The sequence below is a fragment of the Hydrotalea sp. GW822-HT8A01 genome (assembly GCF_058798575.1).
The window spans coordinates 1637056-1655939 of record NZ_CM179506.1 but is presented as its reverse complement, the minus strand read 5'-3'; the positions used below and the strand labels follow the sequence as shown (position 1 = coordinate 1655939).

Sequence of the window (18884 nt, the reverse complement as noted above, 5' to 3'; positions counted from 1 at the left end):
CAATAACTTATTTTATTATCATGCCTCCACTTCTTCCCGGTCGATATTATCATATTTACAACCATGCCAATGGTGATGATAACCTTTTCCGGGAAGCAGAAAATTATCGTTTCTTCCTGCAACAATACTATAAACATATAGATGCTGTAGCAGATACTTTAGCCTGGTGCTTAATGCCGAATCATTTTCATCTACTGGTTAAAATAAAAAACGAAGAAGCGCTGCTGCAAACTTTTCCAAAGTTCGAAACTTTGGAAAAGTTGCTGTCGAAGAAATTCTCCAACCTCTTCAGCAGCTATACGCAGGCTTTTAATAAAGTTTACCAACGCAGGGGTTCGCTTTTTATTAAAAACTTTAAAAGAAAGGAAATTACCTCTGCGCAATATTTACAAACCCTTGTTTTATACATTCATCTCAACCCGGTTAAACACAGTTTTACAAAAGAAACAACTGAGTGGCCCTGGAGCTCTTACCACTATGTTCATGCTCATTTTGAAGAGCTTCCCTTCTTCCGGGAAATCTTCGAAAATAAAAATAGCTTCCTCGCACAACATACCCTTAAACTTGAACGTTTTATTGAATATATCGCATTGGAGGAATCGCTCACCCGGTAAATCATACCAGCATGCTCAAACACACCCTTTGCATAGAAAACCCCTGCCATTTAAAATGCAGTAATGCGCAATTGGTGGTAAGTTAAGTATAATAAAGGAATGAAGTACAATTACCGTGAAAAATTATAAATACATTATACAATTTTCACGGTTCATAGTTTTAGCTTTTAATAATCAATATTTACAACCATTTAGGGGTTTGTTGCAGTTATTTATTCAATGACCAAATTATTGGTTAGAAGGATTATTCTAAAATAATTCAATTTTTAACTACACTTATAATTTTTCAAGATTTAAGCTGCTAAACACAAGCACCATATATACATACCGGAAAGGATTCATTTTTTTGTTCCTCAATTACATTTTTAGGCATAACCCATTTCATTACTTTTTTATTACCGTGAAAAATTATAAATTTGTTGTACAATTTTCACGGTAAAGATGATTCAACGGAATATTATAAAAACACTACAAAAGCAGATGAAACAGTTTCCTGCCGTAGCTATAATAGGTGCGCGGCAGATAGGCAAATCAACTATTGCCAGGCAGATTGCAGATAAAAAAAAATCTACTACAGTTTATTTTGACTTAGAAAAACCATCTGACAGGCGTAAACTGGAAGATGCTGAAACCATGCTGGCCGGATTAAAAGATAAACTGGTGATTATTGACGAAGTCCAAACGATGCCCGAATTATTTGCCATATTACGCCCATTAATTGATGAATACCGAAAACCCGGACGTTTTATGCTATTGGGCTCGGTTTCACCTTTTTTAGTAAGAGGCATTTCTGAAAGTTTGGCCGGTAGAATTGCCCATATAGAACTACCCACCATTAACTTAATGGAAGCCAATAAAGCCAAAATTGCACAGGATAAAATATGGTTCAGAGGCGGCTATCCTGAAGCACTTACCTTAAGAACCAATGCACAATGGTATGCATGGGCCGAAAATTACTACTGCACTTTTGTGGAGCGTGATGTAAATTTTTTAATGAATGAAAATCTATCACCGGCTACTGTTCGAAATCTATGGACCATGTTAAGCGCAATTAGTGGCAATATTGTAAACTACGAAAATATTTCACGTTCATTAGGCATTAGTAGAGCCACTACGCTAAAATATCTGGATTTTATGGAAGGAGCTTTTTTAATCAGACGTTTACAGCCATGGTTTATCAACACTACTAAACGGATCGTAAAATCGCCTAAAATCTATTTTCGTGATAGCGGCTTATTGCATTACATGAACCGCATACAAACAACTGATGAATTAGCCGGCCACATTGTTTCAGGTGCCTCATGGGAAGGTTTTGTTATTGAACAAATACATCAACTGGTACCATCTCATTTATCTGTATATTACTATCGCACACATCATGGTGCAGAATCAGATGTAGTATTGGTTAACGGAAATATACCCGTAGCCTGTGTTGAAATAAAACGTAATAATGCACCGGAAATTTCAAAAGGCTTTTTAAATTGTATTGCAGATTTGAATACACAAAAAAATTTTATTGTAACACCTGGAAGTGATAACTATACAAACAATCATATTCAAATCTGTTCACTACATACTTTTTTAACCAAATATATCACACATATCTAATGCTTAAACGCACCCTCTGCATAGAGAACCCCTGCCACCTAAAATGCAATAACGAACAATTGGTGCTTAGCTATGCCCACATAAAAGGGTTGGAAGACCGGCAGGATAAAACGGTACCCATTGAAGATATAGGCGTACTGGTATTAGAGCATCCGCAAATTACCATTACCCATTTTTTGTTAGACCAACTGATTACCAACAATATTGCGGTAATAACCTGCAACAGTACCCACCACCCCAGCGGCATGCTGCTGCCTTTAGAGAGCCATACCCTGCAAAGTGAGCGTTTTAAGGAGCAATTAGCCGCCAGTGAACCCCTAAAAAAACAATTGTGGCAGCAAACCGTAAAAGCAAAGATTAATAACCAGGCGGCTGTTTTAAAAAAATGGAACATACCCCATGGCTATTTAAACAATGCCCGGCAAAATGTAAAAAGTGGCGATGCCGATAATGCCGAAGCCAAGGCAGCGGCCTATTATTGGGCGCATTTGTTTCCAGATGCCTGGCAGTTTTTTAGAAAACGGGATGGGCCACCCCCCAATAATTTATTGAATTATGGTTATGCCATTATTCGGGCTGCTATGGCCCGTGCCATTGCAGGAGCGGGTTTATTACCCACACTGGGCATTTTTCACCGCAACCGTTACAATGCCTATTGTTTAGCCGATGATATGATGGAACCCTACCGCCCATTTATAGATGCCATTGTACGCAACATTATTCACGAAACATCGGCAGTAGAAGTATTAACACAACCCATAAAAGTGCAACTGCTGAATGTGTTAACCCATGATACACGGATAGAAGAACAAACCAGCCCCTTATGGGTAGCCATGCAAAAAACAGCTTTCTCTTTAAGCAAATGTTATAGCGGCGAGCAACGAAAATTGGATTTTCCTGAACTACCATTAACATAAGCCCATACAAATAAATATTACTTTTTATTTGTTACCCATAATAATATAATGCCTTACTACGTTTTAATGATGGCAAATGAACATTTGCCGGTTATTGATGACAGACTGTTCCCTTTATGCCCAGGCACAATAACACATCCGAACGTTTCAATGCCTATCGTATTATGTGGATAATGGTATTTTTCGATTTACCTACCGAAACCAAAACAGAGCGAAAAACGGCACAAGAATTCAGGAAGAAAATTATGGCCGATGGCTTTGTAATGTTTCAATTTTCCATATACCTGCGGCATTGCCCCAGCATGGAAAACGCCGCCGTGCATATAAAGCGGGTTAAAAAAATATTACCTGAAAAAGGGCATGTGGGCATTATGACCATTACCGACAAACAATTTGGGATGATGGAGCTATTTCAGGGTAAAAAAGAAGCGCCGGCACAACCCATACCCCAGCAATTAGAGTTATTTTAATGCAATATAACAAAAATAGAAAAGTAAAAAGGCTGCCCTGCCAACTGCAGGCACAGCCATTTCAATCATTTTTTTCTTTCTATTTTCTTTGAAAACCCTTACAGTCATTGTATTACAGCATTTACTGTTGTTATCAAAGATCTGATAAAAAGAATTTGAAAGCAAATCACAACAGTAATGAGAGAAAGATTTAAAAATGTTAAGTTGTTATCAAAGATCTGATAAAAAGAATTTGAAAGCAAATCACAACCAAAGCGTTTGGTTTAAAAAAAGGCTTTCAGTTGTTATCAAAGATCTGATAAAAAGAATTTGAAAGCAAATCACAACTAGCAACACCTGCTAACTGGAATCCCGGTGGTTGTTATCAAAGATCTGATAAAAAGAATTTGAAAGCAAATCACAACAATGTTTGCAGTAATGTTAATGGTACTTGCGTTGTTATCAAAGATCTGATAAAAAGAATTTGAAAGCAAATCACAACAAGCTCCGTTTGTAAAGCACGTATCTGCATGTTGTTATCAAAGATCTGATAAAAAGAATTTGAAAGCAAATCACAACTTGTCCTAACAGCTAACTGGTCAAAGAGTGTTGTTATCAAAGATCTGATAAAAAGAATTTGAAAGCAAATCACAACTAGACTGGCTGTATGCCGCTAAGAACTATGGTTGTTATCAAAGATCTGATAAAAAGAATTTGAAAGCAAATCACAACATGCGTGAATGTTGGGTTGAAGGCGATAGTGTTGTTATCAAAGATCTGATAAAAAGAATTTGAAAGCAAATCACAACACATTATCGTTATTGTTTGCAGGAATTTTAGTTGTTATCAAAGATCTGATAAAAAGAATTTGAAAGCAAATCACAACCAGGTAACCTATTTGCAAAAATTGTTGAATGTTGTTATCAAAGATCTGATAAAAAGAATTTGAAAGCAAATCACAACATAAAGCCTGGTTTTAGAAATAATTCAGGCAGTTGTTATCAAAGATCTGATAAAAAGAATTTGAAAGCAAATCACAACAATGCGAACCGAACAGTAAGGTATATCAAAGTTGTTATCAAAGATCTGATAAAAAGAATTTGAAAGCAAATCACAACCTAAATGCGTATGTTAAGCGATGAAACCTAGTTGTTATCAAAGATCTGATAAAAAGAATTTGAAAGCAAATCACAACGGCGATACCCTTTACTTTAATGGCGTGCCTGTTGTTATCAAAGATCTGATAAAAAGAATTTGAAAGCAAATCACAACTAACGATGCTGCCTTGGTGCAGTTGTTTCAGTTGTTATCAAAGATCTGATAAAAAGAATTTGAAAGCAAATCACAACTCTACACCATCAATGGTTACCTTCCCATTTGTTGTTATCAAAGATCTGATAAAAAGAATTTGAAAGCAAATCACAACACACTCTCCGATGATCAGTTTTGCCAAGAAGTTGTTATCAAAGATCTGATAAAAAGAATTTGAAAGCAAATCACAACTGAAAATAGGCCACCTTTCATTGTAACACTGTTGTTATCAAAGATCTGATAAAAAGAATTTGAAAGCAAATCACAACACGAATGATATAGGGTATATTACAGGTAGTGTTGTTATCAAAGATCTGATAAAAAGAATTTGAAAGCAAATCACAACGCTGGTGCAGCTACATATTCGGGAAGCGTGTTGTTATCAAAGATCTGATAAAAAGAATTTGAAAGCAAATCACAACGCCATGACACCTTTTGTATTTTTTTCCACTGTTGTTATCAAAGATCTGATAAAAAGAATTTGAAAGCAAATCACAACTAAAGTGATGGATATTGCTGATTTATGGAGTTGTTATCAAAGATCTGATAAAAAGAATTTGAAAGCAAATCACAACGATGATCGTGTACGGCCCGAACATGCAGCTGTTGTTATCAAAGATCTGATAAAAAGAATTTGAAAGCAAATCACAACTCAGGTGGGCTGACGAATAAATGATTTAATGTTGTTATCAAAGATCTGATAAAAAGAATTTGAAAGCAAATCACAACCTAGATGCCGTTTATAATGGGCTATTAAAAGTTGTTATCAAAGATCTGATAAAAAGAATTTGAAAGCAAATCACAACGAAAGAAATAAATTGAAAAAAGAAATTTCAGTTGTTATCAAAGATCTGATAAAAAGAATTTGAAAGCAAATCACAACTAGCTATGCAGAGTTGCATCAGGATGTAAAGTTGTTATCAAAGATCTGATAAAAAGAATTTGAAAGCAAATCACAACACTGCCGTTGGTTACCAATTTAAAAATAACGTTGTTATCAAAGATCTGATAAAAAGAATTTGAAAGCAAATCACAACAACGGGTTAATAAATACTGTATTAAATTTAGTTGTTATCAAAGATCTGATAAAAAGAATTTGAAAGCAAATCACAACTCTAACCGCTTGAGGCGGAATTTTATGAATGTTGTTATCAAAGATCTGATAAAAAGAATTTGAAAGCAAATCACAACCCTACAGGGTTGCACCTAACATCTGTATTGGTTGTTATCAAAGATCTGATAAAAAGAATTTGAAAGCAAATCACAACAATGATTCATTCAATAATTAATACAATATCGTTGTTATCAAAGATCTGATAAAAAGAATTTGAAAGCAAATCACAACTAAACAAAAAGTTTTTTCTTACTTTTTTACGTTGTTATCAAAGATCTGATAAAAAGAATTTGAAAGCAAATCACAACTTAAATCATCTATTTTTATGCAATCATTAAGTTGTTATCAAAGATCTGATAAAAAGAATTTGAAAGCAAATCACAACCGTAGGATTTAACTTCAAAAACAGTCAACTGTTGTTATCAAAGATCTGATAAAAAGAATTTGAAAGCAAATCACAACCTACAATCAATATCAAATCCAAAATTAGGAGTTGTTATCAAAGATCTGATAAAAAGAATTTGAAAGCAAATCACAACCATTTCTGGAAGGACGATCAAACTCTAAAAGTTGTTATCAAAGATCTGATAAAAAGAATTTGAAAGCAAATCACAACTTAAATCATCTATTTTTATGCAATCATTAAGTTGTTATCAAAGATCTGATAAAAAGAATTTGAAAGCAAATCACAACCGTAGGATTTAACTTCAAAAACAGTCAACTGTTGTTATCAAAGATCTGATAAAAAGAATTTGAAAGCAAATCACAACAAATTGGTTGATTGTTTTTAAAGAAAGTAAGTTGTTATCAAAGATCTGATAAAAAGAATTTGAAAGCAAATCACAACTGTAGGAAACAGTAATGGTTTCTTCTCCGTGTTGTTATCAAAGATCTGATAAAAAGAATTTGAAAGCAAATCACAACAAATCCAACCAATACCAAAAGTGAAGGCCCGTTGTTATCAAAGATCTGATAAAAAGAATTTGAAAGCAAATCACAACGGAGCCTTTGGCCACATCAGCAGTTATGAAGTTGTTATCAAAGATCTGATAAAAAGAATTTGAAAGCAAATCACAACACATAAAATGTACACATGAAAAAACTAATCGTTGTTATCAAAGATCTGATAAAAAGAATTTGAAAGCAAATCACAACTAAGCTGGGTAAAGAGTTTAACAAAATGGCGTTGTTATCAAAGATCTGATAAAAAGAATTTGAAAGCAAATCACAACCAGGGTGCCATTGCCTACGCTGCTTATTGGTTGTTATCAAAGATCTGATAAAAAGAATTTGAAAGCAAATCACAACTAATTCCGACAAGCCTTCGCTTAAAAGCAAGTTGTTATCAAAGATCTGATAAAAAGAATTTGAAAGCAAATCACAACCCGTAGGTGGTTGGGTTATAGGCATCGCCAGTTGTTATCAAAGATCTGATAAAAAGAATTTGAAAGCAAATCACAACCAGAGGGACGTTGATAGAGAATTTGCATATGTTGTTATCAAAGATCTGATAAAAAGAATTTGAAAGCAAATCACAACGTTGAAAGTGATGTTTTCACCCCAATACAAGTTGTTATCAAAGATCTGATAAAAAGAATTTGAAAGCAAATCACAACGCTCCCACTTCGGATAACTGTAACGCGTTAGTTGTTATCAAAGATCTGATAAAAAGAATTTGAAAGCAAATCACAACCGGGTTCAGTTATAAAATCGGTAGTAAAGGTTGTTATCAAAGATCTGATAAAAAGAATTTGAAAGCAAATCACAACATGTAAAGACGTGCACATCAATGAAATTGGTTGTTATCAAAGATCTGATAAAAAGAATTTGAAAGCAAATCACAACCAGAACGGCGGGCGCCGGATTCAGATACCTGTTGTTATCAAAGATCTGATAAAAAGAATTTGAAAGCAAATCACAACACCGCCGGTAATGGTAACTAAAGGTGCAGTGTTGTTATCAAAGATCTGATAAAAAGAATTTGAAAGCAAATCACAACCAGTAAAAAACAATTAAATTTTACTCTTTTGTTGTTATCAAAGATCTGATAAAAAGAATTTGAAAGCAAATCACAACCGCAATAAGGTTGCGGAAAAAGATAAAACAGTTGTTATCAAAGATCTGATAAAAAGAATTTGAAAGCAAATCACAACGATGCCCCGTGGCATTTAAAAGGTTTAAATGTTGTTATCAAAGATCTGATAAAAAGAATTTGAAAGCAAATCACAACAAATGACATTTTCTACATCATTAAGTTTTTGTTGTTATCAAAGATCTGATAAAAAGAATTTGAAAGCAAATCACAACGAGTACCTTTTAAAAAATAAAGATGATTACTTTCGAGCCAGTGTTTTTTGACACATCCCTACTATAATCACCTTTATCGTTGTTATCAAAGATAAGTGTAGTTGCCTGTCAAATACTCGGCAACAATTAACATTTTTAATGTTAACCTTATTTAGTATTAACAATTATATGTAAACTTGTGTTAGGATTATTAACCAAATAGTGTAAACTTTTTTTAGGTCGAGACATACTATCAAACCTTTGTGCAGGTTGACAGTGAAGTGCACCGAAATTGCCAACTACGGCAACACGCAAACTGTTGATAGCAAGCGTATTTTAGCGTCAACCAATTCTGACAATTAAGCAACATTATTAAAGTAAATTTCCTTATTGACACAATTTTATGATAAATAAGATTTGTACAATAATCTTATTATTGTATTTTTGCGATATTAAATGACTAAAAATGACTTTATTACCATACTCTGAAGAACAGGTTCTCGACCGACTAAGATTTGAAAATCCTTGGTGGGTGACAGGAACAGTAGAAGATTATTATACCTCGATGCAAAGGAGATTATATTTTGACTTATTCATGCCACTCGTTACAGAGACAGGTGTTAGACGTGCTGTTGTTCTAATGGGACCTCGAAGAGTTGGGAAAACAGTAATGATGTATCATGCAGTTCAAAATCTTCTTGAAAACGAAATTGACCCTCTGAAAATAGCTTTCATATCTATTGAAACGCCTATTTACAACAATATTAGTTTAGAGCAACTTTTTACCTTTTGCCGAAAAGCAACAAAACAATATAGTCCTAAAGGGTGGTTTATTTTCTTTGACGAAATACAATATTTAAAAGATTGGGAAGTGCATCTAAAGTCATTGGTTGACAGTTATCCTCATACTCGATTTGTGGTCTCGGGTTCTGCTGCAGCTGCTTTACGACTTAAGAGTAACGAGAGCGGTGCAGGAAGATTCACAGATTTCATGTTACCACCTTTAACTTTTAATGAGTTTCTACATTTAAAACAATTAAACAGACTAATCACAGAAACCAATTTGGACTGGCAAGGTAGTTTGACAAAGTTTTACAGCACCAATAATATAAATGAACTTAACAAGTATTTTTTGGACTATATCAATTATGGTGGTTATCCCGAAGTTATTTTCTCAGATAAAATTCAAAGCAATCCGGGACGCTACATCAGAAGTGACATTATCGACAAAGTTTTATTAAGAGACTTGCCCAGCCTTTACGGAATAAGAGACGTTCAAGAACTCAATTCGCTATTTACGGCAATTGCATATAACAGTGCCGGAGAAGTAAGCCTTGAAGAATTGAGTAAAAATTCAGGCGTTCAAAAGAACACCATTAAACGTTACATTGAATACTTAGAAGCTGCATTTCTTATAAAAGTTGTTCATAAAATTTCAAATAAGCCCAAACAATTTCAACGAGCAACACAGTTCAAAATTTACCTGACTAATCCTTCGTTGCGAAGTGCGTTGTTTGCTCCGCTACAACCAACTGACCCGTTCATAGGAAACATGGTTGAAACAGCTATCTATGCTCAATGGCTGCACAGAGATTGGTTCACTCCATATTATGCGAGATGGCAGAAAGGAGAAGTTGATATGGTAAAACTTGACGACAAAAATTTTAAACCTCAATGGGCTGTAGAAATCAAATGGAGTAATCAGTTTTTTGAAAAACCAGGTGACTTAAAACCTCTACTGCAATTCCTTAGAGACAACAACTTGAAAACGTCTTTAATTACAACTATAGACAAAGAAGGCACAAAAGAAATAGACGACTTAAAATTAAAATATATTCCTGCATCAGTTTATGCATACACTGTTGGAAAGAACACTATTTTACAAAAGCAAAGACTAAACACATGACAATAGAACGCCATTAAAGATCTGAAAAAAAATAATTTGAAAGCAAATCACAACGAGTACCTTTTAAAAAATAAAGATGATTACTTTCGAGCCAGTGTTTTTTGACACATCCCTACTATAATCACCTTTATCGTTGTTATCAAAGATAAGTGTAGTTGCCTGTCAAATACTCGGCAACAATTTCCTTTTTTGTTTTTTTTGACTCATTTTGTGCGAAATAAAGTTAACAATTTTGTCAACCTATTTCAGGACAAGTCACTTTGGCTTTTGCCTGTGGGTCGGCTTACTCGTTGTCCGTTTGAAATATGTCTGTATGTTGGTCACCTTTTCGCTTTATTATAATAAAACGAACAAAATGTATATGAATGCTGATTCCACAATGAATGTCTGAGAATTTTTAAATGAATCAGTTGCCTTCGGCTTTCTACCTTCATCAAAAAGCTATCTTCCGCAAACAACCCATCACTTCCCCAAACCTTTTACCTTTGTAACCAATACCCATTTAAACCCGATTACATAAAATGATAGCAATTGATCAGGTATTAATCAGCGATGCTGTAGTAGAAGAACAATTTGTATGCGATTTAAATAAATGTAAAGGCGGTTGTTGTGAGGATGGCGATGCCGGTGCGCCATTGGAAATAGACGAATTGAACGCAATAAAAAACAGCATTGCCGCAGCTAAGCCGTTTATGAGTGCAGCGGGACTGAAAGAACTGGAAAAACAGGGTGAAGCAGTGTACGATAAGGAATTTGGCTGGGTAACCCCAACCATTGGCTCAGGCATTTGTATTTATGGCAAACGTGATGCGCAAGGTGTTATTCTTTGCGCTTTTGAACAAGCATATATGCAAGGCCTAACCCAATGGAAAAAGCCCATCAGCTGTCACTTATACCCCATTCGCATTTCGGCCAGTAAAAAACATACAGATGTGGAATATGTAAATTATGAACCAAGGGAAAAGATGTGCAGTCCGGCCTGTTCGCTGGGTAAACAACTAAAAGTACCGGTATATCTTTTCTTAAAAGATGCACTGATTCGAAAATATGGTACCGAATTTTATGAAGCGCTGTCAGCAACCGCCGAAAATATGCGCCTGGCCAAAAAATAATTTTTTGAATTCAAATTGCAAGTGTTTATCAGCATTAAATTGAGAGGATATGAACAAAAATGCAGCAGGTTTTATTGCAAAAAGCACCATTAAAGCACCCGATTTAGACCATCGCCGAAAAATTAATTTCAATATTGGCAAATACAATGCTGCCGTTCCAAAAGGGCAACAACAATTTGCCGACCTGCCTGCTGTTCGCGAAAAAGCCAAGAATATTAAATGGCGTGCTATTGAACAATTAGATACTTTATTAGAGCAATTCGAAAAACAAATAACAGCCCGTGGGGCGCAGGTTATCTGGGCCGAAAATACCGAACAGGCACTGGCTGCCATTGGCCATATTTGTAAAGCTAAAAACTGTACTACTGTTGTAAAAAGCAAGAGTATGGTTACCGAAGAAATTCACTTAAACCATTTTTTAGAAACCAATGGCATTGAAAGTGTAGAAACCGATTTGGGAGAATACATTCAACAATTGGATGGCGAACCACCCTACCATATTGTTACCCCTGCCATGCACAAAAGCAAGGAAGATGTAGCTAAATTGTTTGCCGATAAATTGGGTGTTCCCGGTGGCTTAACCCCCGGTGAAATTACGCAGATTGCCCGGCAAAAATTGAGGGAAAAATATACTGCGGCGCAAATTGGGATAACCGGTGCCAATTTTATTCTGGCCGATATTGGCAGTATTGCCATTACTGAAAATGAAGGCAATGCACGTTTAACAACCGCCTGGCCCAATACCCATATTGTAATTGTGGGAATTGAAAAAGTGTTACCCTCGGTGTATGACCTGCCTTTGTTTTGGCCCTTATTGTCATCGTTTGGCACTGGCCAGCAAATTACCGTTTATAATTCCATTATTACAGGGCCGCGGCAACCCGGTGAAACAGACGGACCTGAAGAAATGTATGTGATATTATTAGACAATGGCCGCACCAACCTTTTGGCCAATGCAAAAACCCGTGAAGCATTGTACTGTATACGCTGCGGTGCCTGTTTAAATGCCTGCCCAGTATATAAAAATATTGGTGGCCATAGCTATGAAACCACCTACAGCGGCCCCATTGGCAGTGTAATTACGCCCCATTTAAAGGGAATGAAGGAGTATCAACACCTCAGTTTTGCATCCTCACTTTGCGGTAACTGCACAGAGGTTTGTCCGGTACGTATTAATCTGCATGAATTATTGTTAGAAAACAGGCACGAATCGGTTCAGGAAGGCAATAGTGGACTCTCAGAACGTTTGGCCTGGAAAGCCTGGAAAATGGCCAGCCTGCACAGAGGCATGATGAATACAGGCAATGGAAAGCTGAAAACCAAAATGGTGCATCGATTATTCAAAGACTGGACTAAACACAGAACCGCATTACAGTTCAGCCCAAAAACTTTTAATGAGTTGTGGAAAGAACAGGCACCTAAACGATAGCATGTATTACCTATGAAAGCTGCTAACCCCACACACTTGCTGTTTGCAAAAGAACCCTCGCCCAGGTTAACTTATATTATAGAAACCTTGTTAGGCAAACATTGGCAAATTACGCATGACCTGCGCTTTTTTGAAAAGTGTAAATCCATTAAAATTAATTACTCCACTTTAACGGTTCAGTGCCCTTGCTTAAATGTTATACCACACGGACTGTTACATCAAACCGATATACACAAACAACGGATATATATTGACAATTGGTTTAAACCACCCGTTTTTTTTTGTTTTGCGAGTGAATTAGGCTTTGATATTTTTGCTGCATCATTTTATTTACTATCCCGTTACGAAGAATACTTACCACATGAAACGGATAGTTTTGGCAGGTTCCCTGCAAACAAAAGCTTAGCCTATCGTGAAAATTTTCTCCAAATACCCTTAATTGATTTGTGGTTGCAACAGTTTGAAAAAAAGATGCAATGCCTGTTTCCTGCATACCAATTACCCCAACATTCATTCACATTTATTCCCGGTTTTGATATTGATATGGCATTTAAATACCATTACCGGGGAATCATAAAAAACATGGCAGATTTTTTTAAAGCCATGATAACAGGAAATTTTGAGAAATTTACAGAATCAGCACGTGTATTTACCGGCAACCAACGTGATCCGTTTGACGTATTTGATGAGATGACTCAAATATTAACTACCCAGCACCTTCCTGCATTATTCTTTTTTCTGCTATCCCAAAATAAACATAAATTAGATAAAAATATTGCACCCTATAAAAAAGGAATGCAAAGGCTCATTAAACGCATCAGCCAGCAATTTGAAACGGGCATTCATTTATCGGTACAAAGCAGTACGGCACCGAACTTAGCCGTAGCTGAGCAGGAAATAAAAATCCTTACTAACCTTATAAAATCTCCCATCACCAAAAACCGATTTCATTACTTACACTTTCATTTACCGGAAAGCTATGAACAACTGATTGAGTTAGGAATTACCGCCGACTATTCAATGGGATACAGCACTGTAAATGGTTTCAGGGCATCGTATGCACAACCGTTTCAATGGTATCATTTACCAAAAGAAACTACCACCCACCTAACGGTTTACCCTTTTTGCTGGATGGATACTGCTGCCATTTTTCAACAAAAGCTAACACCACAGGCCGCTTATACCGAGTTACAGCAATTGATAACAATAACCCAATCGGTAAATGGTTTTTGCATGCCGGTATGGCATAATCACTGCATTAGTAATGAGTGGAATATGAAAGCGTGGAAACAAGCTTTTTACAATTTTTTTACAACACCGTAAATATGGGTACTACATGCCCTCGGCATCGGCAATGGTCATTGTATGGACTTGTACACTTCTATTCACAATATAAACACCTGCCAAAGTAATCAGCGAACCAACAATATTTGTAAAAGTTAAAGCATCATTCAATAAAGCAGCTCCAATTAACAAAGCTACAATTGGGTTAATATATGCATACAATGCAGCCACCGAAGGTGTTAAATGTTCCATCGTATACAAAAATGCTTTAAAAGCCAGGATTGAACCCGCTACAACAAGATAAGCCATAGCGAACCATGAAGTAAGTGTAATTTGATGAAACGGAATATGATTACCGGTAACAAATGCCAGGAAACCTATAAAAAAAGAAGCAGAAAACATTTGCCAACCCAATGCATATTGCCGATGTATTTGTAAAGTGTTTCCGGCCAGTAAAATAGTACCCACACTCCAACCGAGCGTAGCAATTAAACAAAGTAATATACCCTTCCAATAATGCGGCGTGTTTTGATGTATGGCATTTTCATAAAATACCAATACAATACCGCCTATACCCATTGCAAGCCCCAAAAAAGTGGCAGGACGTGCTATATTTTTTTTGAAGAAAATAATTTCAATGAGAACAACAAATAATGGATACATAGCTGCAATGAGTGCAGCCATACCCCCGGAAATATAATTAAGCCCCCAGGTACTCACTCCATTTGATAAAAAGAAAGTAAAAAAACCCATTCCTGCTAAAAATACAAATTGTCTGCGTGTAGGTAGTGGTTGCCCCTTAGCCATAAAATAACCTATTATCAACAATCCGGCAATGCACTGCCGTATGGCTGAAAATTGTAAACCGGGTAAGGTACCTACCCCAATTTTACTGGCTTCCCATGTACTGCCCCATAAAATACCGGTGGCAGCAAAAGCAATATAGGCTTTAGTTTTTGTTTGCATGGTGTATAAAAGGCCACTTATAAACTGAAGTGGCCTAATTGAATCAGATTAATAAAAAGCACTACAATGGTTGTGTTTAATGTTTAAAGTGGCGCAAGTTGGTAAATACCATAGCCAGTTTATTTTCCACACAATAATCAATACTGTCTTTATCGCGAATAGAACCACCGGGTTGAATATAACATTCAATGCCGGCAGCATGTGCAATTTGTACACAATCATTAAAAGGGAAAAAAGCATCACTGGCCAATACAGCACCTTTCAGTGAAAAATTAAATTGCTGCGCTTTTTCTATGGCATGCCGCAAGGCATCAATACGCGAAGTTTGTCCGCAACCCTTTCCCACCAGCTGTTTATCCTTCACCAATGCTATTGCGTTGCTTTTTAAATGTTTGCAAACCAAATTGGCAAACAATAAATTTTCTTTTTCCCATTCGGTTGTAGTTCTTCCACCTGTTTCTTTGTATTCCAAAATATTTCCTTCATCGGCAGTTTGTTGCAATATGCCGTTGAGTAATGATTTTTGTTGTTGTTTTTCCAATGTAATTTCAGGATGCAATTGCAATAAAATACGGTTCTTTTTTAACTGCAGAATACGCAGGGCTTCGGCATCAAAGCCCGGGGCAATCAATACTTCAAAAAATATTTCCTGAATAGCGGTTGCGGTTGCGGCATCTACAATATGATCGGTAATCAACACCCCGCCAAAAGCACTTTCCGGGTCGCCGGCTAAAGCAGCTTCCCAGCTTTCTTTCAAAGTAGGCCTTTCAGCAATGCCACATACGTTGGTATGTTTAAAGATGGCAAATACCGGTTGTTTGGCTACCGTTTTAATATCTAACAACAATTGAATGGCCGCTTCTACATCTACCAAATTATTGTACGATAATTCTTTTCCATGCAGTTGCTGAAACAAAGCGCTTAAATTACCCCTGAATGCGGCTTTCTGATGCGGATTTTCTCCATAACGCAACACTTGCTCTGTTAAAGAAGCCGGGGGTGTAAAATATTGGTGAATAGCTACATCATAATGCATCACCACTTCAAAAGCCTTGGCGGCAAAGGCACGCCGTTGTTCCAATGTAGTGGCACCTTGTTGTTCAGTAAGCAATTGCAGTAAAGCAGCATAATCTTCTTTAGCTGCCACTACCATTACATCTTTAAAATTTTTGGCAGCCGCACGAATCATAGACGGACCGCCAATATCAATTTTTTCAATAATTTTTGCTTCTTCATGGGTGGCAGCAACAGTTTCTTCAAAAGGGTATAAATCCACTATCACCAAATCAATTTCAGGAATGGCATACTGTTGCATTTCGTCCATATCCTGCGCCTCTGCTCTTCTGCCTAAAATTCCGCCAAAAACGGCCGGATGCAGGGTTTTTACCCTTCCCCCCAAAATACTCGGATAATGGGTAAGTGTTTCAACGCCTACACAGGGTACATCCACTTCTTTTTCTAAAAATTGTTGGGTGCCACCGGTTGAATAAATAGTAATTCCTAATGCCTGTAATTGCCGGGCAATGGGCGCTAATCCGTCTTTATAAAAAACTGAAACTAGGGCCGACTTCATTTGTTTTTGCATACTATGGTACGATTGGTTGTTTGCCGGAATAACCCGCGGTGGCTATAAATTTAAAGTAAAAGCCCCCGATTCGGGAATGGAATGAAGGCGCAAATGTAAAGCCTCGGCTTCTTTTTTCCATTGATTGATTTTCCACAAGGAATTACTACCATCGGCAACAAACTGTTTACAAGGCCATTGCCGGTGTATTTCCAGCAGCGAAACGTTTGGATTTTGGGAAAGAATCACTACTTCTGGATGTATAGACGGAGCCGGTAATGAGGGTAAAGTTAGCCGATTGTTGAGCCATACAATCTGTTTTTGTTGCAGGGTAATGATTTTAGGTGCGGTTAATTGGGTATCTAACACCTGAATAGTTTGTATACGGTGTAAAATACGGGAGGGCTGCAAATGAAAATTTCGCAGATATCCATTTTGCAAAAATTCAGGCGCCCCTATAAACCGGCAGTTACGCCCCTGAATAATATCGATAGCTGTCGTTTTGGGCACCTGATAAACTATGAGTTTGGTTTGCTGTTGCTTTTCCAATAAATCAGCCGAACGAATGCCGGCAAACAATAAAGTAGCCAGGAGTGCCCAATAAATACCTGCTGTTGTTTTCTGTAAAAACCAATAACCCATGCCGGCAATGGCTATGATTACACACCCTGCCTGCCATGCATTGATTTGAATACCACCCCAAACCGCATGCGGCCAATGTTCAATAGCAGTAATACCCGCATTCATCCATTCAATTCCATTATTCAAAAATTTACCGAAAAGTACCGCAACCGCAGGCCAGCTATGCACCAATAAAAGTGCCATTAACCCATATAATAACAACCCTGACAATGGCACCACCCAAATATTGGCCAATAAAAAATAAACCGGAAACTGATGGAAATGGTACCAACTGATGGGCAAAGTGAGTATTTGTGCAGCAAGCGTAATGGCCATTAATTGTCCTATTTTTTTAAGCAGTCCCGGCCAGTTCAGTTGTTGTTGTATAATGGGCTGAAATAACACAATACTCAATACCGCTGCATAACTGAGCTGAAAACCCACATCCCATAAATTAAAAGGGTTGTACAATAACAAGAAGAATGCAGAAGCGGCCAGATTATTGTAAATATGGGTGTTACGGTTTAACCATTGCCCCAAAATAATGAATGAGAACATTACTGCACTGCGGGCAATAGAAGGCACGCCGCCGGCAATTGCGGTAAATAGCCATATAACACTTAACATTAAGCAATATTTCACCGGCCGCCATTTTGCCGAACGTTCCAATGGTGCCAGTAAAAAGAACAATAACCCATATATCATTCCCAAATGCAACCCGCTGATGGCAATAATATGCACCACACCCGCATTGCTGTATGCCTGTACCAATTCACGGTCTAAATAATTGCGATATCCAATAAGCAAAGCAGCAGCCACACCCCGGGCATCTTTATCCGGAATACATTGATCTAAAATTTGCAAAACACCTTTGCGTAGTTGCCATAATGTAGTTTGCAGGGTTGATAAATGTCCACCGGTTACCACAACGCATTGCCGCATGGGTACAAAACTCTGATAATAAATACCTTTCCGGTGGCACCAGGCTATGTAGTTAAAAGCACCGGGATTACCCGAATTGGCAATGGGTTGCACAGTAGCCTGCATTAACAACAATGTTCCTGCTTGTATAGCCGGAATATGCCGTAACAAAGCCGTATCTTTTTGAAAATAGAGGATGATTTTACCTTTGGCCATTTGTGGCCTGCCCTTCACAATTTGTTGTTGCAAACTGGCTACCCCCTTATAAGTTTTATCACGCTCTGTAAGCGGTTCATCAAATTGTACGAGTATTTCCTGTTTTCCCGGCTGTAACAAGGGTGCGGGTTGGGTTTGTTGTACCTGCAGCGTATACACGCTCATGCCCAATACTATAAAAATAAACTGCAGTATGCATCCTTTTACCCAAAACCAATGGTAGCGCCAGGCAAGCGGTAATAATTGAAAAGCAGTGAGCAACAGGCAACCGCCCAATCCACCCACCAGCAGCGTTAAAAAAGTAATGGAAAAATGATATTGCAACAAAATACCGGCCATAAAAGGAACCAGCAAACGCAGCATGGGTGCTTTTTGCAGCCAGTTGGGGCCAAAATGTTGCGGTATGGGGTGGGCAGATGTATGCATAGAAAAAAGAAAAATACAACAGATTACACAATCAGGAAAATGTTATCGACGTTTTTGCTGTTTACGGCAGGGTATAAAAAAATTTCCCCAAAACATTCAGAAGAAATTTTGAGGAAATAAGTGGGCTAAGCCTTAGGATA

The 18884-nt window shown here is 37.1% G+C and carries 11 protein-coding genes and 1 CRISPR repeat array; of the genes, 8 read left to right on the top strand and 3 right to left on the bottom strand.

From position 1 onward, the window contains the following. The first annotated feature begins 20 nt into the window (after positions 1-20). From AC3QLY_RS07230 to AC3QLY_RS07195, 8 genes are all read left to right on the top strand, one after another. A complete protein-coding gene (locus AC3QLY_RS07230; RefSeq protein WP_228733157.1) occupies positions 21-614 on the top strand; it encodes a transposase in 594 nt (197 codons plus the stop codon). Positions 615-1094: 480 nt separating this feature from the next. After that, positions 1095-2222, top strand: coding sequence for an ATP-binding protein (locus tag AC3QLY_RS07225; protein ID WP_218330914.1), 1128 nt, complete (start codon positions 1095-1097; stop codon positions 2220-2222). Continuing rightward, on the top strand, positions 2222-3139 hold the full coding sequence (cas1, locus tag AC3QLY_RS07220; RefSeq protein ID WP_074419545.1) for a type II CRISPR-associated endonuclease Cas1: 918 nt from the start codon (positions 2222-2224) through the stop codon (positions 3137-3139). The genes AC3QLY_RS07225 and cas1 overlap by 1 nt, the downstream gene beginning before the upstream one ends. Positions 3140-3255: 116 nt before the next feature. Then, positions 3256-3609, top strand: coding sequence for a CRISPR-associated endonuclease Cas2 (gene cas2, locus AC3QLY_RS07215; protein WP_074417496.1), 354 nt, complete (start codon positions 3256-3258; stop codon positions 3607-3609). Between the two features lie 126 nt (positions 3610-3735). Next, a CRISPR array of direct repeats spans positions 3736-8320; the repeat unit is 47 nt; unit sequence GTTGTTATCAAAGATCTGATAAAAAGAATTTGAAAGCAAATCACAAC. Between the two features lie 445 nt (positions 8321-8765). Then, entirely contained in the window at positions 8766-10205 is a 1440-nt protein-coding gene (locus tag AC3QLY_RS07210) for an ATP-binding protein (RefSeq protein WP_074420378.1), read from the top strand. A gap of 521 nt (positions 10206-10726) precedes the next feature. Further along, entirely contained in the window at positions 10727-11317 is a 591-nt protein-coding gene (locus AC3QLY_RS07205; RefSeq protein ID WP_074420377.1) for a DUF3109 family protein, read from the top strand. 49 nt (positions 11318-11366) lie between these two features. Beyond that, positions 11367-12746 carry a LutB/LldF family L-lactate oxidation iron-sulfur protein gene (locus tag AC3QLY_RS07200; RefSeq protein WP_074420376.1) on the top strand — a complete coding sequence of 460 codons (1380 nt, stop codon included), beginning with the start codon at positions 11367-11369 and terminating at the stop codon, positions 12744-12746. Positions 12747-12758: 12 nt separating this feature from the next. Next, positions 12759-14069: a DUF7033 domain-containing protein gene (locus AC3QLY_RS07195; protein ID WP_074420375.1), complete on the top strand. Its 1311-nt coding sequence runs from the start codon at positions 12759-12761 to the stop codon at positions 14067-14069. 9 nt (positions 14070-14078) lie between these two features. On the opposite strand, the gene AC3QLY_RS07190 is transcribed toward AC3QLY_RS07195, so the two are convergent. From AC3QLY_RS07190 to AC3QLY_RS07180, 3 genes are all read right to left on the bottom strand, one after another. Continuing rightward, positions 14079-14996, bottom strand: a complete 918-nt coding sequence (locus AC3QLY_RS07190; RefSeq protein WP_074420374.1) for a DMT family transporter — start codon at positions 14994-14996, stop codon at positions 14079-14081. A gap of 76 nt (positions 14997-15072) precedes the next feature. After that, positions 15073-16569 carry a bifunctional phosphoribosylaminoimidazolecarboxamide formyltransferase/IMP cyclohydrolase gene (gene purH / locus AC3QLY_RS07185; RefSeq protein ID WP_492991145.1) on the bottom strand — a complete coding sequence of 499 codons (1497 nt, stop codon included), beginning with the start codon at positions 16567-16569 and terminating at the stop codon, positions 15073-15075. Between the two features lie 54 nt (positions 16570-16623). Further along, entirely contained in the window at positions 16624-18744 is a 2121-nt protein-coding gene (locus tag AC3QLY_RS07180) for a ComEC/Rec2 family competence protein (RefSeq protein ID WP_492991143.1), read from the bottom strand. Positions 18745-18884: the final 140 nt, after the last annotated feature.